At 68.0% G+C, this 20,448-nt stretch carries 17 protein-coding genes; 12 read left to right on the forward strand and 5 right to left on the reverse strand.

Annotation, left to right across the window (positions count from 1 at the left end):
* Positions 1 to 9 precede the first annotated feature (9 nt).
* Positions 10 to 930, forward strand: a complete 921-nt coding sequence (locus CFB89_RS23685; protein WP_089469986.1) for a bestrophin family protein — start codon at positions 10 to 12, stop codon at positions 928 to 930.
* Between the two features lie 10 nt (positions 931 to 940).
* Here CFB89_RS23685 and CFB89_RS23690 read toward each other — a convergent pair whose 3' ends face one another.
* On the reverse strand, positions 941 to 2,971 hold the full coding sequence (locus CFB89_RS23690) for an FUSC family protein (RefSeq protein ID WP_089469987.1): 2,031 nt from the start codon (positions 2,969 to 2,971) through the stop codon (positions 941 to 943).
* Positions 2,972 to 3,117: 146 nt separating this feature from the next.
* On the opposite strand from CFB89_RS23690, the gene CFB89_RS23695 reads away from it, so the two are divergent.
* The 4 genes from CFB89_RS23695 (at position 3,118) to CFB89_RS23715 (ending at position 8,288) form a co-directional block, all read left to right on the forward strand.
* A complete protein-coding gene (locus CFB89_RS23695; RefSeq protein ID WP_089469988.1) occupies positions 3,118 to 4,020 on the forward strand; it encodes a LysR family transcriptional regulator in 903 nt (300 codons plus the stop codon).
* A gap of 382 nt (positions 4,021 to 4,402) precedes the next feature.
* On the forward strand, positions 4,403 to 5,962 hold the full coding sequence (locus CFB89_RS23705; RefSeq protein WP_089469990.1) for a DHA2 family efflux MFS transporter permease subunit: 1,560 nt from the start codon (positions 4,403 to 4,405) through the stop codon (positions 5,960 to 5,962).
* Between the two features lie 268 nt (positions 5,963 to 6,230).
* Positions 6,231 to 6,563, forward strand: coding sequence for a sugar ABC transporter ATPase (locus CFB89_RS23710; RefSeq protein ID WP_089470589.1), 333 nt, complete (start codon positions 6,231 to 6,233; stop codon positions 6,561 to 6,563).
* Between the two features lie 135 nt (positions 6,564 to 6,698).
* Positions 6,699 to 8,288, forward strand: coding sequence for an ABC transporter substrate-binding protein (locus tag CFB89_RS23715; RefSeq protein WP_089469991.1), 1,590 nt, complete (start codon positions 6,699 to 6,701; stop codon positions 8,286 to 8,288).
* Between the two features lie 362 nt (positions 8,289 to 8,650).
* Here the strand turns inward: CFB89_RS23715 and CFB89_RS23725 are convergent, their stop codons facing one another.
* The 4 genes from CFB89_RS23725 to CFB89_RS23740 all read right to left on the reverse strand — a co-directional run bounded on the left by CFB89_RS23725 (position 8,651) and on the right by CFB89_RS23740 (position 13,215).
* The gene (locus CFB89_RS23725) at positions 8,651 to 9,958 is read right to left on the reverse strand and encodes an Nramp family divalent metal transporter (protein WP_089469992.1); all 1,308 of its coding nucleotides are present in this window, start codon (positions 9,956 to 9,958) and stop codon (positions 8,651 to 8,653) included.
* Between the two features lie 95 nt (positions 9,959 to 10,053).
* Positions 10,054 to 11,310 (reverse strand): oxalate decarboxylase family bicupin, encoded by a 1,257-nt coding sequence (locus CFB89_RS23730; protein ID WP_089469993.1) that lies wholly within the window; start codon positions 11,308 to 11,310, stop codon positions 10,054 to 10,056.
* A 318-nt stretch (positions 11,311 to 11,628) separates the two neighbouring features.
* Positions 11,629 to 12,963: a type II toxin-antitoxin system HipA family toxin gene (locus tag CFB89_RS23735; protein ID WP_089469994.1), complete on the reverse strand. Its 1,335-nt coding sequence runs from the start codon at positions 12,961 to 12,963 to the stop codon at positions 11,629 to 11,631.
* A gap of 3 nt (positions 12,964 to 12,966) precedes the next feature.
* Positions 12,967 to 13,215 (reverse strand): helix-turn-helix transcriptional regulator, encoded by a 249-nt coding sequence (locus CFB89_RS23740; protein ID WP_050012821.1) that lies wholly within the window; start codon positions 13,213 to 13,215, stop codon positions 12,967 to 12,969.
* Between the two features lie 255 nt (positions 13,216 to 13,470).
* On the opposite strand from CFB89_RS23740, the gene sapR reads away from it, so the two are divergent.
* The 7 genes from sapR (at position 13,471) to CFB89_RS23775 (ending at position 20,367) form a co-directional block, all read left to right on the forward strand.
* Positions 13,471 to 14,364: a sap1 transcriptional regulator SapR gene (sapR, locus tag CFB89_RS23745; RefSeq protein WP_089469995.1), complete on the forward strand. Its 894-nt coding sequence runs from the start codon at positions 13,471 to 13,473 to the stop codon at positions 14,362 to 14,364.
* Between the two features lie 16 nt (positions 14,365 to 14,380).
* A complete protein-coding gene (gene ddpX, locus CFB89_RS23750) occupies positions 14,381 to 14,944 on the forward strand; it encodes a D-alanyl-D-alanine dipeptidase (RefSeq protein ID WP_089469996.1) in 564 nt (187 codons plus the stop codon).
* A gap of 70 nt (positions 14,945 to 15,014) precedes the next feature.
* Complete coding sequence (locus tag CFB89_RS23755; protein ID WP_089469997.1) at positions 15,015 to 16,616, forward strand: ABC transporter substrate-binding protein; 1,602 nt, start codon at positions 15,015 to 15,017, stop codon at positions 16,614 to 16,616.
* Positions 16,617 to 16,626: 10 nt separating this feature from the next.
* A complete protein-coding gene (locus CFB89_RS23760) occupies positions 16,627 to 17,697 on the forward strand; it encodes an ABC transporter permease (protein ID WP_089469998.1) in 1,071 nt (356 codons plus the stop codon).
* Between the two features lie 66 nt (positions 17,698 to 17,763).
* Positions 17,764 to 18,678: a nickel transporter permease gene (gene nikC, locus CFB89_RS23765; protein ID WP_089469999.1), complete on the forward strand. Its 915-nt coding sequence runs from the start codon at positions 17,764 to 17,766 to the stop codon at positions 18,676 to 18,678.
* Between the two features lies 1 nt (position 18,679).
* Positions 18,680 to 19,594, forward strand: coding sequence for an ABC transporter ATP-binding protein (locus CFB89_RS23770; protein WP_089470000.1), 915 nt, complete (start codon positions 18,680 to 18,682; stop codon positions 19,592 to 19,594).
* Positions 19,591 to 20,367 (forward strand): ABC transporter ATP-binding protein, encoded by a 777-nt coding sequence (locus tag CFB89_RS23775; protein WP_089470001.1) that lies wholly within the window; start codon positions 19,591 to 19,593, stop codon positions 20,365 to 20,367. Before CFB89_RS23770 ends, CFB89_RS23775 begins: the two co-directional genes overlap by 4 nt.
* Positions 20,368 to 20,448 lie beyond the last annotated feature (81 nt).

Consider the following 20,448-nt stretch of genomic DNA (forward strand, 5'->3'; position numbering starts at 1 on the left):
AGCACGACGATGATCGTTCGTCCGCGCGAGCACTGGCTGCGGATGCTGCTCGTCTGGAATGGCTCGGTGCTGCCGACCATCCTGCCGCAGCTCGTGCTGACGCTCGCGATCAGCCTCGTCGCCGTGTGGGGCGGCGGCCGCGTGCTCGGCGAAAAGGTGCCGCTGAACCCGACGCCGTTCACGCTGATCGGCCTGACGCTCGCGATCTTCGCCGGGTTTCGCAACAGCGCGAGCTACGAACGCTATCGCGAGGGGCGGCAACTGTGGGGCGGTGTACTGACCGCCACGCGCACGCTGGTGTCGCAGGCGCTCTGTTACGGCGCGGTCGACCGCGACGACGCGTCGCGCCGCGCGTTCGTGCGCACGGTCGTCGCGTTCGTCCATGCGCTCAAGCATCAACTGCGCGGCACCGATCCGGCCGCGGACCTGCGCGGGCTGCTCGACGGCGCCGCCTATGCGCGCATCGCCGCGTCCCGGTTTCGCCCGGTCGTCATCGTGCACGCGCTGCGCGAAGCGTTCGCCGCGCGCGCCGACGCCGGCCAGCTCGCCGACACGCGACTGTGGATGCTCGATGCGCGCCTCGACGAACTCGTCGCGATGGTGAGCGGCTGCGAGCGCATCGCATCGACGCCGATTCCGTTTTCATACGACGTGCTGCTGCACCGGACCATCTACGCGTATTGCGTACTGCTGCCATTCGGTCTCGTCGATTCGATCGGCGCGGCGACACCCTTCGTCACGGTTTTCGTCGCCTATACGCTGATCGCGCTCGACGCGATCGCACATGCGATCGCCGAGCCGTTCGGCAACGGGCCGAACCACCTCGCGCTCGATGCGATGACGCGGCAGATCGAGCGCACGCTGCTCGAACTGAACCGCGAGCCGCTGCCGGCCGAAGTGACGCCCGGCCCGTCGTACCGCCTCACCTGACTCGCGCCGCTCAGTCGCGGCGGCCGCGCAGAAAGCCGTCATGCTCGGCGGCGGCGTCCGCGATCCGCCGCAGCAGGACGATGCCGCCCAGCAATGCATGCGCGGCGTCGCCGTCGCGCGCGGCCACGCGGCGTCGCAACAAGCGGGCGGCGGCGTCGCAGGTCTGCTCGAGCCGCGCGAAATCCGCTCGCGCGACGCGCGCGCGCACCGCGGCCGCCGCGCGGTGCGCGGCCGACTCGCGCGTGGCCAGGTCGGCGAGCGACAGCACGCTGTCGCCGAGCCCCCAGATCGCGAGCAGGTCGCGCATGTCGCGCTCGATCAGCGTCTGCGGCAGGCTGCCCGCGAAACCGAGCTCGCGCGCGAGACGGTCGGCCGTGCGGCTCAGCCATACGCTGGCCGGCCACGCACGCGGATCGCGTGCGATGGCGGCCAGATCGCGACGCACCGCGCGGTGCAGACGCCGTCGGCTCGTGCCGGCATCGCCGGGAAACACCAGCGCGAAGATCAGCGCGCCGAACGCGATGCCGAGCATCGTCGCGAGCGCGCTGTTCAGGAACGCGGCGTCGCCGATGCGCGTCGTGTTGTCCGGCGACGTGAAATTCCAGAAGAAGATCGAGAACGCGCTGCCCATCGCGGCCGTGCGCGGATGGCGCATCGCGATCCCGGTGCCGATCAGGAACACGCCCAGGATATAGGCGAGCATTTCGAAACCCGACACCGCCGGCAGCAGGATGAAGTTGCAGACGACGCCGGCGATCGCCGCGCATGCCGAGCCTTTCAGGAAGCCCACGGCCGCGCGCACGGAGTTCGGACGGGTCGAGAACAGCGCGCCGACCACGGCCGTGATCGCGACGAAACCGCCGCCTGACGGCCACGCGGTGAAAATCCAGATCGCCGACGCGGCCAGCACCGCGATGAACGCGCGCAGGCCGTTGCGCCACGCGAGCACCGGATCGCGGTGGAACGCGTAGCGCACCCGCGAAGGCGGCAGCTCGGGCCGGTCGAGCAGCGCCTGGCTCGCCCACGCGCGATCGAATCCGCCGAGCAGCGCCGCCAGCCGGTCGAGCGTGAGCAGGCGCGACGTGTCCGGCGCAGCCGGCGCGGCCGCCTCGGCGCGCAGCGCGTCGTTCACGCGTGCGCGCAGTGCGGCCATCTCCGGCGCCGCGTCGCCTGCCGCGGCGATACCGTCGAGCACACGCGCGACCTCGTCGACCAGTGGGTCCGGCGCGTCATGCGCGCGCGCCGCATGCTCGCGGATCGCCTGCGCGGCCGCCTGCGCCGTCAGCACGCCGAGCGCCGCCGCGCGCAAATGGCCGATCGCGCGACGCACCGACGGTGCGCCGGCCGCCGCATATTCCGCCGCGGTGTCGAGGTCGAGTGCGTCCGCGAACAGCCGGTGGACGGCCGCGCCATTCGGCTCGCGGCGCAGCGCGCCCGCGCCGAGCGCCACCGCGCGCTCGAGATAGCGCGCGAGCCGCGTCCGGACTTCGTCCAGCGGCGCGCCCGGCGCGAATACCGTTTCGAACAGCGCCCCGCACAGGATGCCGACCACCACGTATAGAAATCGCGCGACCGCGATATCGAACGCGTGCAGCGGCGCCGATACCGCATCCATCGCGATGATCGCGGCCGTATAGCCGGCGAGCACCGCCGCATACGCGCGGAAATTCCGCTGGAACGTCGCGACGCCCGCGCACAGGCCGATCCACGCGGCGAGCGCCGGCAGGAACAGCTCGGGCGTCTGCGCGAACGCGCCGGTCAACGCGAGCGCGACGGCCGCACCGATCGCGGTGCCGAGAATCCGGTACTGACTCTTCGACAGCCCCATCCCGCGGCTGCCCTGCGCGACGATCCACACCGTCGACGCGGCCCATTTCGGATCGTCGAGATTCATCCGGAATGCGATATAGAGCGCGAGCAGCGACGCAGCCGTATTGCGCAGCGCGAATGCAAGCGCGCCGGGCGGCAGCGTCGGCCGCGCGTCGCGCAGCGCGGCCCGGACGGCCGCGAGCGGCGGCATGCTGGGGAAGGCGAATTTCATCCGGCGAGCATACGATCGCGCGCCGGCCGCCACTAAGCGGCGGCGGCGGGATGCGTTATTGCGCCGGGCGGGATAATCGGCTCGACCTGCAGCGATCCGGCCCGTGACGGTAAGATGCGCGCAGGCCGAACATTGAAACGAATCGCATGGACCTCGAGAGCATCCGGATATTCCTGCGCGTGGTGGAGCGCGGCAGCTTCACCGGCGCCGCCACACAACTCGACATGCCGCTCAGCCGCGTGAGCCGCAAGATCAGGCAGCTCGAGGACGACCTCGGCGTCCAGCTGCTGTACCGCACGACGCGCCGCGTGTCCGTCACCGAAGCCGGGCGCGACTATTACGAACGCTGCCTGCGCGCCGAGGAAATCCTGCTCGACGCGGACCGCCAGGTGCGCGCGCTGCGCACGGAGCCCGAAGGCACGCTACGCGTGCTGGTGCCTTACGCGATCGGCCTGTTCGAACTGGAACCGGCGCTCGCCGAGTTTCGCCGGCGCTATCCGCTGGTCCAGCTCGTGCTGATCTACGACAACAGCGCGCTCGATCTCGTCGAACACGGCTTCGACGTCGCGCTGCGCACCGGCGTGCTGACGGATTCCGGCTACGTCGCCCGCTCGCTCGGCTGGTCGCACGCGAAGTTCGCGGCCAGCCCGCACTATCTCGACCGCGCCGGCCGGCCGCATACGCCGCAGGATCTCGCCGATCACGACATCCTGTTCGTCGGCCGCGACGTGCCCGGCCTGACGCTGCGCCTGACCAACGCGGCCGGCGACGTGGCCGACGTGCCGGTGCGGCCCGTGCTGATCTCGAACGAATCGGTCACGGTGCTGCGCCAGGCCGCGAGCGGCGGCGGCATCGCGCTGATTTCGACCCACTTCACCACGCGGCGGATCGAGAACAACGAACTCGAAATCGTGCTGCCCGACTGGCATCGCACCGACGACGTCGAACTGCACGCGCTGTACCCGAAGCGCGCGACGCTCGACAGCAAGGTGCGCGCGTTCGTCGAATTCCTGACGGAAGTCTTCACTGCGTGGCGGACGGCGGCGTAGCCGCGCCGTCACCCCATCGCACGACCGGCAATCGATGCACGTCCGCCGCATTATTGCGGCGCAGGAAAGGAATTAATGAGCACGCGGGCGTTGATCGCCGTTCGCCGCATCGTTAGCCTGTGCCGATGAAAAACGACCACAAACGCCACGGCAGCCACCTGAGCGCTGCCCGCCGACGCGTCACGCGCGTCGCGCCTTCCTGACCGGCCTGCCTGCTTGCCGAAGCCGTCACGGCTTCGCCGATCCGATCCCACGCCTGACCCGCACGCCGCGCGCGAGCGGCGTCCGCTTGCCGGGCCGCGCGCACGTCGCGCGTGTCCGCACGCGCGTGCGCCGTCGGCGCATGCGCCCCGCGGGCCACCTTTCATCACGCAGGAACACCATGTCATCTCCGTCACCCCAGGCGCCGCTGTCGGGCAGCAAGCTCGCGATCGGCACGATCGCGGTATCCCTCGCGATGTTCATGAACGTGCTCGATTCATCGATCGCGAACGTCGCGATCCCGACGATCTCGGGCGACCTCGGCGTGTCGGTCGACGAAGGCACGTGGGTGATCACGATCTTCGCGGCCGCGAACGCCGTGTCGATTCCGCTGACGGGCTGGCTCACGCAGCGCTTCGGCCAGGTGCGCCTGTTCGTCACGTCGATCCTGCTGTTCGTGTTCGCATCGTGGCTGTGCGGAATCGCGCCGAACCTGCCGACGCTGCTCGCCGCGCGGATCCTGCAAGGGGCGGTGGCAGGACCGCTCGCGCCGCTGTCGCAGGCGCTGCTGCTCGGCGCGTGGCCGCGGCAGAAGTCGTCGACGGCGCTCGCGCTGTGGTCGATGACGGCGCTCGTCGGCCCGATCGCGGGGCCGTCGCTCGGCGGCTGGATCACGTACGACTACAACTGGTCGTGGATCTTCTACATCAACATTCCGGTCGGCTTCTTCGCGGCGGCCGTCACGTGGTTCGTGTTCCGCGATCGCGAGTCGGCCACGCGCCGCCTGCCGATCGACACGGTCGGCCTGCTGTTGCTCGTGCTGTGGGTCGCGTCGCTGCAGATCATGCTCGACAAGGGCAAGGATCTCGACTGGTTCAACTCGCCCGTGATCGTCGCGCTGGGCATCGTCGCGCTGATCGGCTTCGCGTTCTTCCTCATCTGGGAGCTGAACGAAGCCAACCCGATCGTCGACCTGCGGCTCTTCACGCAACGCAACTTCGCGGGCGGCACGATCGCGATCTCCGTCGCGTACGGGATGTTCTTCGGCACGCTCGTGCTGCTGCCGCAATGGATGCAGGGCTATCTCGGCTACCGCGCGGTCGATTCGGGGCTCGCCACCGCGCCGCTCGGCGTGTTCGCGATCCTGCTCACGCCGCTCATGGGGCGCCTGCTGCCGCGCACCGATCCGCGTTATATCGCGACGACGGCGTTCGTCGGCTTCGCGGTCGTGTTCATGATGCGCACGACGTTCTACACCGACGTGTCGCGCTGGGATCTCGTGCTGCCGACGCTGCTGCAAGGCATTCCGATGGCGATGTTCTTCGTGCCGCTGACGTCGATCATCCTGTCCGGGCTGCCGCCGGACAAGATTCCGGCCGCGGCGGGCCTGTCGAATTTCGGCCGCACGTTCTGCGGCGCGGTGGGCACGTCGCTGATCAGCAATGCGTGGAACGACCGCACGATCCTGCATCACGTGCGGCTCACCGAACAGGCGAGCGTCACCAATCCGGTCTTCACGCAACAGCTCGACACGTCCCGTTCGCTGCTGCACCTGAGCCCCGATTCGGCGCTCGCGTTCTTCAATGCGTCGGTCGATTCGCAGGCGGCCGTGATGGGATTGAACGACATCTTCTACGTGTCGGCGATCATCTTCGTCGCGATCATCCCGCTGATCTGGATCACGAAACCGGTGCGCTCGGGCGGCGGCGATGCCGATGCGGCGGCGGCCGGCGCGCATTAATCCGCATGCGCGGCAGCAGCGCGACGACCGGGCGATCCGCCGCTCACGGCGACAACGGGAGCAAACGCGCGTCCGACAGCGGGCGCCGGTTGTATCGAATCGTTTCAACGCGCCGACGGCGTCGAATGCTGCGGGTATACTCCGTCGTCAGCCGCCTGCCGTGTCGTCGTCCGTCAAAAACGACCCGATTCCGGGCGGTTTCGTCGCGAAGCTTCGCGTTTCGCTCCCCCGCGCCCCAGCCTCGATACGAGACACCCGACGACCGACCATGAAACGATTCCTGCTGCTCCTTCCCGCCGCCCTGCTCGCCGCCTGCGGGTCCGCGCCCTCGTCCGAGTCGGCCGCCTCGGGCGCCGCGCCGATGATCTACGTGTCGTCGCAACGTCCGGCCTACGCGGTCGCGAACTGCCTCGACAGCCGCCTGTCGGGCACGGAGCAATCGCAGCACAACGGCGTGACCGACATCGCCGTCGGCTCGAATTCGTACTTCGTCACGCTGACGCCGTCGGGCAACGGCTCGGTGATCAAGGTCGTGCGCGGCTCGGGCAACGAACCGGCCGAGGAAGCGATGCGCTTCGCGGTCGCGCGCTGCGCGATCTGACATCCTTCGGCGCCGGGCGCCTGCCCGGCCCACCTGCCTGCCGCTGCGCGCCACCTGGCGCGCCTGCCGAATATTTTCATCCGAACGGCCGTCGATGAGAGAATCGCTCCACGATTCCCTTTCAACGGAGCCCGCATGAAGCACCTGCTGTCCCGGCTGTTCGTCAGCGCCGCGCTCGTCGCGCTTGTTCCGGCGCTGCCGGCGCAGGCTGCCACGCCGCCCGGCATCTTCGTCGTCGCCACGCAACTCGGCGAATTCACGACCCTCGACCCGAGCGGGATCTACGAGCTGGTGCCGTCCGAATACGTCGCGAACACCTACGAACGGCTGGTCCGCGTCGACCTGAAGGACCCGACGCGCTTCGACGGACAGATCGCGCAATCGTGGACGGTCGGCGCCGACGGCGTGACCTACACGTTCAAGCTGCGCCCGGGCCTGACGTTCCATTCCGGCAACCCGGTCACCGCCGACGACGTCGCATGGTCGCTGCAGCGCACCATCCTGCTCGACAAGGGGCCGGCCGGCGTGCTCGCCGATCTCGGCCTCACGAAGGCGAACGTCACGCAGAAGGTGCGCGTGGTCGATCCGCAAACGGTCGTGCTCGAAACCGACCGCAAGTACGCGCCGAGCTTCGTGCTCAACGTGCTGAGCGCGTGCCCGGCGTCGGTCTTCGACAAGAAGCTGCTGCTGTCGCACCAGCAAGGCAACGATTTCGGCAGCGGCTGGCTGCGCACCAACGACGCGGGCTCGGGCCCGTACCAGCTCGTCAAGTGGACGCCCAACGAGAGCATCGTGCTGCAGCGCTTCGACAAATACCGCACGCCGTACCCGATGAAGCGCGTGGTGCTGCGCCATGTGCCCGAAGCGTCCGCGCAACGGCTGCTGCTGGAGAACGGCGACGCCGATGCCGCGCGCAACCTGAGCCCCGACAGCCTCGCCGCGCTGTCGAAGGCCGGCAAGATCAAGATCGCGTCGTGGCCCGTGTCGGCGCTGCTGTACCTGAGCCTGAACACGAAGAACCCGAACCTCGCGAAGCCAGAGGTGCAGCAGGCGATGAAGTGGCTCGTCGATTACGACGGCATCCAGCGCAACATCGTCAGCACGACCTACAAGGTGCATCAGACCTTCCTGCCGGAAGGCTTCCTCGGCGCGTCGAACGCGCGGCCGTACAAGCAGGGCGTCGCGAAGGCGAAGGCGCTGCTCGCGAAGGCCGGCTTGCCGAACGGTTTCGACGTGACGATGGACATGCCGAACGACTATCCGCACCTCGAGATCGCGCAGGCGCTGCAGGCGAATTTCGCGCAGGGCGGCATCCGCGTGAAGCTGATCCCGGGCGACGCGAAGCAGGCCATCGGCAAGTACCGCGCGCGCCAGCACGACATCTTCGTCGGCGAATGGTCGCCCGACTACATGGACCCGAACAGCAACGCGCGCGGTTTCGCGTGGAATCCGGACAACTCGGACCAGTCGCCGACCAAGATGCTCGCGTGGCGCAACAGCTGGGACATTCCGCAACTGACGAAGGACACCGAGGCCGCGCTCGTCGAGCCGTCGCCCGCGAAGCGCGCGCAGCGTTACGAAGCGCTGCAGAAGGCCGTGCTCGCGAACTCGCCGTTCATCATCATGTTCGAGAAGGTCGTGCAGGTCGCCACACGCCCCGGCGTGACCGGGCCGGAAATCGGGCCGATCAACGACCTCGTGTCATACCGCACGCTCGCGAAGTAATCGCGGCCGCCCGCGCGCGTGGCCACGCCGCCGCGCGGGCAATCCGCCGCGAGCCGCCGTGCCGGCCGCCGGGCGCCTATGCGCTGCCGATCGGCCGCTTCATCAAGGCCGCCGCGTATTGCGCGCGCCATCCGCAGATCCGCAAGCGCGTGCTGTACGACGCGGGCATCCGGTTCTGCGCGCCGCTGTTCGACCTGTTCTCGCGGATCGGCGACGACCGGCTCCACGTGTGCGCCGACCCGCTGTTCTGCACGTTTGTCGTCACGCTGCGCGCGACGAGCCTCGGCGGCCGCAGTGCAACGCGATCCGGCGGCGGCGCGAAGCGCCGGACACGCGGCAGCAAGCTGCCGGCCGGTCCCCGTTCAATTGAATGCCGCCCATACCAGGTACGCGTTCAGCCCGACGATCACGACCGTCGCCGCGCCGGCGACGATCCGCAGCGGCATCCGCATCGCGTAAGCGCCCATCACGTCCGTGCGTGCCGACAGCATCAGCAGCGCGATCATCGGCATCGGCAGCACGAAGCTCAGCACGACCTGGCTGACCACCATCGCGCGCGTGACGTCGCAGCCGAGCGCGACCACCACGAACGCGGGCGCGATCGTCACCGCGCGCCGCACCCAGATCGACATGCGGCGGCGGATGAAGCCCTGCATCACGACCTGCCCCGCCATCGTGCCGACCACCGAGCTCGACACGCCGGAGGTCAGCAGCGCGACGAGAAACAGCGCGCCGGCCGCCGGCCCGAGCACGGGAATCAGCGTGTGATAGGCGTCGCCGATGTCGGTCATGCCGGGCGCGGCCGCGTGAAACGCCGACGACGCCATCATCACCATCGCGAGATTCACGAACCCGGCGAGCCCCAGCGCGATCACGACTTCGCGGTTGGAGAACCGCACGAGCCGGCGCCGCTCTCCGTCGTCGCGCGGCGCGGTGCGATCCTGCGTGAGGCCCGAATGCAGATACAGCGTGTGCGGCATGATCGTCGCGCCGATGATGCCCACTGCGATCGTCAGCGCCGCATGATCCGGAATCTGCGGGACCACCAGATGGAACGCGGCGGCATGCCAGTCCTGCGGCGCGATCAGCAGTTCGCCGAGATAGCACGCGCCGATCACGCCGACCAGCGCCGCGATCGCCGCTTCCAGCGGCCGGAAGCCGCGTTTTTCGAGCGCGAGGATCGCGCAGGTCGCGAACGCGGTCGCGATCATCCCCGCGAACAGCGACAGGTGGCACAACAACCCGAACGCGAGCGCGCCGCCGAGGAATTCGGCGAGATCGGTCGCCATCGCGGCGATCTCCGACGCGATCCACATGCCCCACACGACCGGCGCGGGAAAGCGGTCGCGGCACAGCTCGGCGAGATTGCGGCCGGTCACGATGCCGAGCTTCGCCGACATCGCCTGGAACAGCATCGCGATCGCGTTCGCGGCCAGCACGACCCACAGCAGCCGGTAGCCGTACGCGGCGCCGGCCTGGATGTTGGTCGCGAAGTTGCCGGGGTCCATGTAGCCGATCGACGCGATCACGGCCGGGCCGACGAACGGCAGCAGCGCGGCGACGCCGGTGCGGCGCCCTTCCAGCGCGGCGCGCGCCGCGCCGTCGGTATGCTCGATGGACCGGCCCGGCAGCGCGAAGCCGCCGGCAGGTTTGCTCGGGACGGGAATCATGGTCAGTATTCCGTTCGAATGAGGAGGACCGATTCGGGGTTCACCCCGCCACGACCAGCAAGCCGCGTGCCGGCCACGGCAGGACGCCGGCGGCGTTACAGCGGCACGACGTCGGGACGATTGCGCGGAAATTGCGCGATCACGTCCGGCGCGACGTTCAGGTGCGCTTCGACGAGCTTCGGCGGCGTGTGCGCGAGCCAGTCGGACAACGACACCTCCGCATAACGGTCGGTCTTGAAGATCTCGAGGAACACGAGGTCGGTCTGGCCGGTGTTCTGCACGTAGTGACCGAGGCTCTTCTTCACATAGCCGACGTCGCCCGCGCGGAAGTCGGCCGTCTGCGCCTTCGGCCCCGTGTCGAACACGGTCATCCGCGCCTCGCCTTGCAGGTAGTACTGCCATTCGTCCGCGTTCGGGTGCCAGTGCAGCTCGCGCATGCCGCCCGGATGCACGGTGACGAGCGCCGCCGCGACGGTCGTCGACACGTTGAAGTTGGTGCTGTCCGCGATCCGCACCTCGCCGCCGCGCGTCTTCCTGACCGGCTTCATGTCGCCGAGCGAAAAGACGAACGGATGCGGCGGCGCACCGGCCGACGCGGCCGACGCGCGCTGCGCATCCGCCAGCGGGCCCGGTTCGTCGCCCTGGAAGATCCAAAGATTGTCGAGCGGCACGTTCCTGAACGCGTCGGCCGGCACGCCGAAGTTCAGCGCGAGCACGTCGGGCGGTGTATGCGCGATCCAGTCGGTCAACAGCAGCGTGTTGAATTCGGACGCGCGACCGTTATCGAAGGCGAGCAGGAATTCGGCGCCGTCGCTGCCGAGGCCCTGCAGCGAATGCGGCAGGCCGGGCGGGAAATACCAGAGATCGCCGGTTTTGACGTCCTGCACCGACGGCCGCCCGAGTTCGTCGAGCACAGTGATCCGGCAGCGGCCGTCGAGCATGATGGCCCACTCGGCCTGCTGGTGCCAGTGCATCTCGCGAATGCCGCCGCGCGTCAGCCGCATGTTGACGCCGGAAATGGTTTCGGAAATCGCGAAATCGTCCTGCGTCACTTCGCGCGCCCATCCGCCATTCTGAATGCGTTTATGGGCATTATTGAAAGACGCCCAGAATAACGGCATCCCGTTGATATCGGTAGCCGGCGGATCCTGAAAAGACGGGAATTGATTGGCGATGGCCGGATTTTTAGGCCCCGGGTCGGTCAGGCTCTGCCGGTTGCGGGCATTCACCGCCCCTTCCGGCGGGCTGTCCGGGTTACCGAACGAAGCGGCCTTCGCCGTTACCGCAATGCCCGCGGCCGCAATGGCGCCGGCCGTATTCGTCAACATCCTGCGTCGAGAAAGATTCGTCATGATTTCCTCTTCATTTCTGTCATCGAGAGAATTCCCATTACGGAATACCTGCCGTTTTCGAATGATCGAAAATCGAACATCCCGTGACGCAAGTTAAATCCATATTCATCTAAAAATTAAATGAATTATTAACCTGAATTAATGACTGAATGTGATCGGCTTTAATTTTGTAATTGTTGCGATGCAGCAGAGGATGAATGTCGGGAAGAAGGGATCGATATGCGCGCCGGTCGATGGCGGCCCCATGCCATCGACCGGAACGGGAAAATGCGGATGCGCCGGCTTTCACGTACCCGGACCGGCCGGGCCGGGACCGGGTCACGCCTGCGGCATGTCGGTAAGTCGTTGCGCGGCGAAGCGCAATCCGCCGAGAATGCGTTCGGCGATCCTCGCCGGAAAGCCGGCCGGCAGCGCCGCGCCGACCGATTCGATCACGTGCGGCGTCGACGCCATGAGTCGTTCGACGATCGGCGTAGCGATGTCGCCAAGCAGGCAATACTCCGCCATCGCAGTGAAGTGGCGGCGCGTGATGTCGCGCATCGCATAGTGCTTGCGCTTGCCGTGCACGGCCATCGCGAGCTTCGCCTTGTGCCACGACCACTGGTTCGCGCCATCCCCCTCGACCGGCCAGATCGACATCACGTCGTAGAGCGGCGTCAGACGGAAGCGGCCGCCCGGCAGCAGGCGCAGGCTGAAGTTCTTCGCATGCCCGTCCGGTGCGGCGAGCATCCAGAACACCACCAACGCGGTGAACAGCGTGTCGAGGTCGGCCTGCGCCGTTTCCGACCGGCGGAGGATGCCGGCCAGATCGGGCACGCCGGGGCCGCCCTGCGCTTCGTATTTCAGATGCGGCGGCACGCCGAGCGCCTGGCAGAAATCCTCTTGCGGCAAGCGCAACAGCCATCCGCCGTCACGATGCAGCGCGCGATCGAAGCGCGCGACCGACAACACCTTGTGTTCGCCGAAACGGAGGATGTCGGCCTGCGCCGTCGGCAAGCCGAACGCGCGCAGAATCGCGAGGCACAGCCACTCGTTTTCGACGGATGTCGTCAGATCCGCACGCTTGTTGCCGACCAGCCCGAGCGGCAACTTGAGGATATGCGTGGTCGGCGTCGCGCCATGCGGACGCATCCACCGCCCGTCGTGAAACAGCAGCGCGGTCTTTTCCTGCGCGCCGGCCAGCGACAGGCGGAAATCGTCATCGTCCTGCGCGCCGCCCGCCGCCCCGCTCGCCTGATCGAGTACGCGTGCCACGTCGTCGTCGGACAACGGCGTACCGTCGATCCGGTCATGGCCGGCCGGGGTTTCATCCTCGCCGAGCAACTGCACCGCGCCGATGCAGTCCCGGCCGAGCGCCGCGAGCAGATCGAACGGCTCGGTCGTCGCCGTGCCGAACCGGGACGCAAGCCGACGCCGAATCGCGTCACTGTCGGGCAGCAGATTGTCGAAGTAGTGATTGACGCGCTCGCCGCGCAACGGCGCAGGGCCGATGCCGAACGGCAGCGACAGCGACAGCGGGCGGCCGGCATCCGACTGTTTCCAGCCGGCGTCGTAGTGCAGTTCCATGTCGCCGCGCGCGGGAATCCGCCAGATTCCGACCCGCACGCCGTTGGCCCAGATCGATAGCGCGCGGCTGTGCGATTTGCGCCCCATCGATTACCACTCGACGTTGGCAGCGTCGCGCCCGTCCTTCGTGCGGATGCTGAGCTCGAGACCGTACAGCGCGGTCAATTCGAGCAACTGCTTGAGCGACAGGCTTTCGGTGCGGATCGTTTCCAGCGACGACAGGCGCGATTGGCCGACGCCGATGCGTGCCGCCGCCTCGGCTTGCGTCAGCCCCTTGGCCTGACGCGCTGACGACAGGATCTCGCCCAGTTGAGCAGGGGTATTGACGATGAGATTCACGGCGGGGGCCCTCTATGCGATTCATGCAGTATATCTCTGACAGGCATAAACGCAAATTATCTCTGTTAGAGATAAACGCAAAATATTCGTGTCAGAAATATTTTTCACGTCGGGCGTTGCGCCCCGCCGTTGCACGCACGCCCATCCCCCTATCATCCACCGCAAACCCATAGTTTTTATTCGCTGGCGCGCGTGATTTTGGCTTTGTCAGATAGATGACATCGAATCATCAAATGACAACGATCTAACAGCCTGATGACCTGCGCATTCGCCCACACCGTCGAATCCCGCTTCGCCGACCTGACGCCGACCGCGAAACGCATCGCCAGCTACATGCTTGCGAACCTCGATCGGCTCGGCCTGGAAACCGCCGACCAGATCGCGCAGCAGACCGGCACCAGCGGCATTTCGGTCGGACGTTTCCTGCGCAGCGTCGGTTACCGGAATCTCGACGATCTGAAACGCGAACTGCGCGGCGGCAGCGATCGTCCATGGATGATCACCGACCGCCTCGACGAGTACCGCCGCGCCACCACCTCGCCCCCAACCGCCACCGCCGACGCGCGCGACGGCGATCGCAGCCGCGGCACGCTCGCCGCCTCGCTCGAGCGCGAACTCGACGCAATCCGCCACGTGTACCGGCTTGCCGAAGAACCGGTGTTCGCGCAGGTGGCCGACCGGATCGCGCATGCCGATGCCGTCTTCATCCTCGGGATCCAGTCCACGCGCGGCATCAGCAACGCGTTCAGCAGCTACCTCGAATACCTGCGCCCGCGCGTGTTCTATTCCGACGGCCAGTCGGGCTCGTACGTCGATTCGCTGAATTCCGAGTTCGAACGGCCGTACTGCATCGTCACCGACACGCGCGCCTATTCGCGCAGCGCACGTCGCTATTGCCAGGCCGCCGCCGAACGCGGCCAGCCGTTCGCGCTCGTCACCGATCTGTATTGCCCGTGGGCGCGCGAGTGGCCGGCCGACCTATTGCAGGTGAAGACCGACGTCGGCCAGTTCTGGGATTCGCTCGCGCCGCTCACCTGCCTGTTCAACCTGCTGATCACCGCCGTGGTCGACCGCCTCGGTCCCGCGATCGACCGGCGCGTCGCGCGCAACCGCGAATTGCAGCGCACGTTCGACCAATTCGAATCCTGAGCGAACCGGACCGCCGATGAACCGTCACCGTCTCGTCGAAATCACGCCCGCCACGCATCGCGTCGAGATCGATCTCGTCTACGCGACCGAGCGCAACCTGACCGGCAAGCCGATCTACCGCTCCGCGCACTGTCTGCTGCTCGAGCCGGCCGAAGCCGCGCTGCGCCGCGCCGTGGGCATCGCCGCGCAGGCCGGCTTCACGCTGCGCCTCTACGACGCATACCGGCCGCCGCAGGCGCAGCAGGTGCTGTGGGATTTCCTGCCCGACCCGAACTTCGTCGCCGATCTCGGCCGCGGGTCGAACCACAGCCGCGGCACCGCACTCGACCTGACGCTCGTCGGCGCGAACGGCGAGCCGCTCGACATGGGCACGGGCTTCGACGAGATGGTCGCCGCGTCGGGCCACTTCCACGCGGGGCTGCCGGAGCCGGTGCAACGCAACCGGCTGCTGCTGCTCGGCGTGATGCACGCGGCCGGCTTCACCCACATCGACAGCGAGTGGTGGCACTACGAGCTGCCGGATTCGCACGCGCTGTCGCCGATCGACAACGCGGCGAGCGGCCCGTGGCGCCTGATGTGACGACGCCGCACGCCCTCTTTTTCATGCACGTTCACGTTCAACGACTCAAACGACAGATGGAGAAGCGCCCATGAATTTCCCGACCTCCCGGCTCGTCGCGGCGCTGGCCGCCGCATCCCTGCTCGCCGCCGTGCCGCTTTCCGCCGCCCGCGCGGAAACGCCGAAGGACATGTTCGTGATGGCCACGCTGCTCGACGAATTCACGACGCTCGATCCGGGCGAGGTCTACGAACTGGTGCCGGAGGAATACGTCGCGAACACGTACGACCGGCTCGTGCGCGTCGACCTGCGCGATCCGTCGAAATTCAACGGCGACGTCGCGCAATCGTGGACCGTGAGCCCCGACGGGCTGACCTATACGTTCAAGCTGCGCCCGGGCCTCAAGTTCCACTCGGGCAACGCGCTGACGGCCGACGACGTCGCATGGTCGATCCAGCGCACGGTGCTGCTCGACAAGGGCCCGGCCGCGGTGCTGACCGGCATCGGGCTCACGAAAGCCAACGTCGCGGCGAACGTGAAGAAGCTCGACGACCAGACGGTCTCGATCACGACCGACCACAAATACGCGCCGACCTTCGTGCTGAACGTGCTCGGCTCGTGGCCCGCGTCGGTGCTCGACAAGAAGCTGCTGCTGTCGCACCAGCAGGGCAACGACTTCGGCAACGCGTGGCTGAAGACCAACGAGGCCGGCTCCGGCGGCTACAAGCTCGTCAAGTGGTCGCCCAGCGACAGCCTCGTGCTGCAGCGCTTCGACGGCTACCGGCTGCCGCTCGCGATGAAGCGCATCGTGCTGCGCCACGTGCCCGAAGCCGCGAGCCAGCGCCTGCTGCTGGAAAACGGCGACGTCGACGCGGCGCGCGACCTGAGCCCCGACGATCTCGCGGCGGTCGTGAAATCGGGCAAGGCGAAGGTAACGGCGTCGCCGCAGGCGACGCTGCTGTATCTCGGCCTGAACACGAAGAACCCGACGCTCGCGAAGCCCGACGTGCAGGAAGCGCTGAAGTGGCTGGTCGACTATTCGGGCATCCAGTCCAACGTCGTGAAGACGACCTACAAGGTGCACCAGACTTTCCTGCCCGAAGGTTTCCTCGGCACGCTGAATGCGAACCCGTACAAGCTCGACGTCGCGAAGGCGAAGGCGCTGCTCGCGAAGGCCGGCGTGCCGAACGGCTTCTCGGTGACGATGGACGTGCGCAACGACTATCCGTACACGGAGATCGCGCAGGCCGTGCAGGCGAATTTCGCGCAGGCGGGCGTCAAGGTGCAGTTGATCCCCGGCGACAACAAGCAGACGCTCGCGAAATACCGCGCACGCCAGCACGACATCTATATCGGCGAATGGTCGGCCGACTACATCGACCCGCACAGCAACGCGCAAGGTTTCGCATGGAATCCGGACAACACCGACAAGTCGAGCTATAAAATGCTGGCCTGGCGCAACAGCTGGGACATTCCGCAACTGACGAAGGAAACCGACGCCGCGCTCGCGGAGCCGACCGCCGCGCAACGCGCGCAGCGGTACCAGGCGATGCAGAAGGAGATGCTCGCGCGCTCGCCGTTCGTGATCATGTTCGAGAAAGTCGCGCAGGTCGCGACGCGGCCCGGCGTGAGCGGGCTCGAAGTCGGGCCGATCAACGATCTCGTGTCGTACCGTAACCTGAAGAAGCAATAAGATTCGCCGCATGTCGACCCCCGCCTCCTCCCTCGAAGCGCTGCGCACGCTGCCCGCGCGGCGCCCGGCCGTCCGCTGGGCGCTGCGCGTGCTGCGCTGGGCGCTCACGCTCGCCGTCACGTTCGCGGGACTGCTCGCGCTGACGTTCGTGATCGGCCGCAAGGTGCCGATCGATCCCGTGCTCGCGATCCTCGGCGATCGCGCGTCCGCCGAAGCCTACGCGGCCGAGCGCATCGCGCTCGGCCTCGACAAGCCGCTCGTCACGCAGTTCCTGATCTACGCGCGCGACGTGCTGCACGGCAATCTCGGCATGTCGCTGCTGACCGCGAACCCGGTGCTCGACGACATCAAGCGCGTATTTCCGGCCACGCTCGAACTCGCGACGATCGCGACGTTGATCGGCATCGCGATCGGCGTGCCGCTCGGCGTCGCGGCCGCCGTGAAGCACAACCGGCCGATCGATCACATCGCACGCTTCGTCGGGCTGATCGGCAATTCGGTGCCGGTGTTCTGGCTCGGGCTGATGGGGCTGCTGCTGTTCTATGCGCGGCTGCACTGGGTCGGCGGCCCGGGCCGGCTCGATCCCGTGTACGACGGGATGGTCGAGCCGCGCACGGGCAGCCTGCTGATCGACGCGGCGCTCGCCGGCGAGTGGGACGTGTTCCGCAACGCGGTGTCGCACATCGCGCTGCCGGCCGCGATCCTCGGCTACTACTCGGTCGCCTACCTGAGCCGGATGACGCGCTCGTTCATGCTCGACCAGTTGAGCCAGGAATACATCGTCACCGCGCGCGCGAAGGGCTTGTCCGAGCGCCGCGTGATCTGGCGGCATGCGTTCGGCAACATCGCGGTGCCGCTGCTTACCGTGATCGCGCTCACGTACAGCAACCTGCTCGAAGGCTCGGTGCTGACCGAAATCGTGTTCGCGTGGCCGGGGCTCGGCTCGTACCTGACCGGCGCGCTGCTGAACGCCGACATGAACGCGGTGCTCGGCGCGACGCTCGTGATCGGCGCGATGTTCATCACCGTCAACCTGCTGACCGACGCGCTGTACCGCGTGTTCGATCCGCGTGCGCGCTGAGGGCCGGTTCGATATGACCGCTTCCATCCTGCGTCCTGTTCCACCCATGTCGAAGGCCACCCGACCATGAACGCCGAGCGTCTCACCCTGCGCGCGTGGCTGCTTTCCGATGCGCCCGCGTCGCGCTCGCAGGCCGCGTTCGGCCTCGCGTACCGCCGCTGGCGCCGGTTCGCCACGAATCCGCTCAACCTGTTCGGGCTCGCGATCCTGGTCGCGCTGATCGTCGTCGCGATCGTCGGCCCGCTGATCATGCCGCACGATCCGCTGCGCCAGGTGCTGCCCGACCGGCTGCTGCCGCCCGGCTCCGCATCGCACTGGCTCGGCACCGACCAGCTCGGCCGGGATATCCTTTCGCGGCTGATCGCGGGGTCGCGCCTGACGCTCGGCATCGCGCTGCTCGTCGTCGTGATCGTCGTGCCGATCGGCCTGCTGATCGGCACGACGGCCGGCTATTGCGGCGGCTTCGTCGACAGCGTGCTGATGCGCATCACCGACATCGCGCTCGCGTTCCCGAAGATCGTGCTCGCGCTCGCGTTCGCGGCCGCGCTCGGGCCCGGCGTGATCAACGCGGTCGTCGCGATCTCGATCACCGCGTGGCCGGCGTATGCGCGGCTCGCCCGCGCTGAGACGATCCGCATCGCGCAGGCCGACTACATCCATGCGGCGCGGCTGCAGGGCGCGTCGGGCCCGCGCATCCTGCTGCGCTACATCATGCCGCTGTGCATGTCGTCGGTGATCGTGCGCGCGACGCTCGACATGGCCGGCATCATCCTGACCGTCGCGGGCCTCGGCTTTCTCGGCCTCGGCGCGCAGCCGCCGAGCCCGGAATGGGGCTTCATGGTCGCGTCGGGCCGCAACGTGCTGCTCGACGCATGGTGGGTCGCGACGCTGCCCGGCATCGCGATCCTGCTCGTCAGCCTCGCGTTCAACTTGCTCGGCGACGGGCTGCGCGACGTCTTCGATCCGCGTCATGGAGCGTGACATGTCATTGAATTCCGCCCACGCCGCCGCACCGCTCTGCGAGATCGACGGCCTGAAGATCGGCTTTCGCGGGCACGACGGCGTCGTCACCGACGCGGTGCGCGACCTGTCGCTGACGCTCGCGCCGGGCGAACGACTCGGCATCGTCGGCGAGTCGGGCTCCGGCAAGTCGCTGACGGGCCGCGCGCTGCTCGGCCTGCTGCCCGACGCCGCGCGCTGGTCGGCCCGCACGATGCGCTTCGCGGGCCACGACCTGCTCGCGATGTCGCCGCGCGAGCGCCGGCGCCTGTGCGGCAGCCAGATGGGAATGATCCTGCAGGACCCGAAATATTCGCTGAACCCGGTGATGACGGTCGCGAAGCAGATGGGCGAAGCGTTCCGGCGGCACGAGCCGGGCTTGCGCGGCCGCGCGCTGCGCGAGCGGATCGTCGAGGCACTCGCGGCCGTGCAGATCCGCGATCCGGCGCGCGTCGCCGACGCGTATCCGCACGAGCTGTCGGGCGGCATGGGCCAGCGCGTGATGATCGCGATGATGGTGTCGACCGGCCCGCGCCTCCTGATCGCCGACGAGCCGACGTCCGCGCTCGACGTCGCGGTATCGATGCAGGTGCTCGCGGTGCTCGACGCGATGATCGCGCGGCACGACACGGGCCTGATGTTCATCAGCCACGACCTGCCGCTCGTGATGTCGTTCTGCGACCGCGTCGCGGTGATGTATGCCGGCCGCGTGGTCGAAACCTGCGCCGCGCGCGACCTGCGCGACGCGACGCATCCCTATACGCGCGGGCTGCTGGCGGCGAATCCGCCGCTCGCGAATCCGCCCGACGAACTGCCGGTGCTACGGCGCGATCCGGCGTGGCTCGACGCGGCGGCGCCGGCCGTCGCGCGCGCCGATCGACAGGAGGCCTCGCGATGATCGACGTCGATCGCGTCTCGATTCGTTTCCCGACCCGCACGGGTCACGTCGACGCCGTGCGAGACGCGAGCTTCGCGGTGCGCGACGGCGAAGTGTTCGGGCTCGTCGGCGAATCAGGCTCCGGCAAATCGACGCTGCTGCGTGCGCTGACGGGCCTCGTGCCGCTCGCGGGCGGCAGTCTGTCGATCGACGGCCGCCCGGTGGGCGGCACGCCCGAACGCGCGTTCCGCCGGCACGTGCAGATGGTGTTCCAGGATCCGTACGCATCGCTGCATCCGCGCTTCACGGTCGACCAGACGCTGCGCGAGCCGCTGTCGATCCATGCGATCGGCGACGCCGACGCGCGGATCGCCCGCGCGCTTGCCGAAGTCGGGCTGGGGCCCGCGTTTCGCTTCCGCTATCCGCACCAGTTGTCGGGCGGCCAGCGGCAGCGCGTGGCGATCGCGCGGGCGCTGATCGTCGAGCCGCGCGTGCTGCTGCTCGACGAGCCGACGTCCGCGCTCGACGTGTCGGTGCAGGCCGAGATCCTGAACCTGCTGCGCCGCCTGCATCGCGAACGCAACCTGACGATGATCCTCGTCAGCCACAACCTCGCGGTGATCGGCTTCCTGTGCCAGCGCGTCGCGGTGATGCAGCACGGCGAGATCGTCGAGCAACTGCGGATCGAGGACGTACGGGCCGGGCAGGTCGCACGCGACTACACGCGCACGCTGCTGAACGCGACCGAAGGGTATCGCCGGCTCGACCCGGCAATCGACGCGCCCACGGCCTGACACGCGCCGCCCCGATCCCGCGACCGTTGCATGCCATGCCGCGTCCGCAACGCGGCATGTCGGCCGCCACGCCCCTCCGCC

The organism is Burkholderia sp. AU16741 (genome assembly GCF_002223345.1).
In the GTDB taxonomy this organism is placed as follows: Bacteria; Pseudomonadota; Gammaproteobacteria; order Burkholderiales; family Burkholderiaceae; genus Burkholderia; species Burkholderia sola.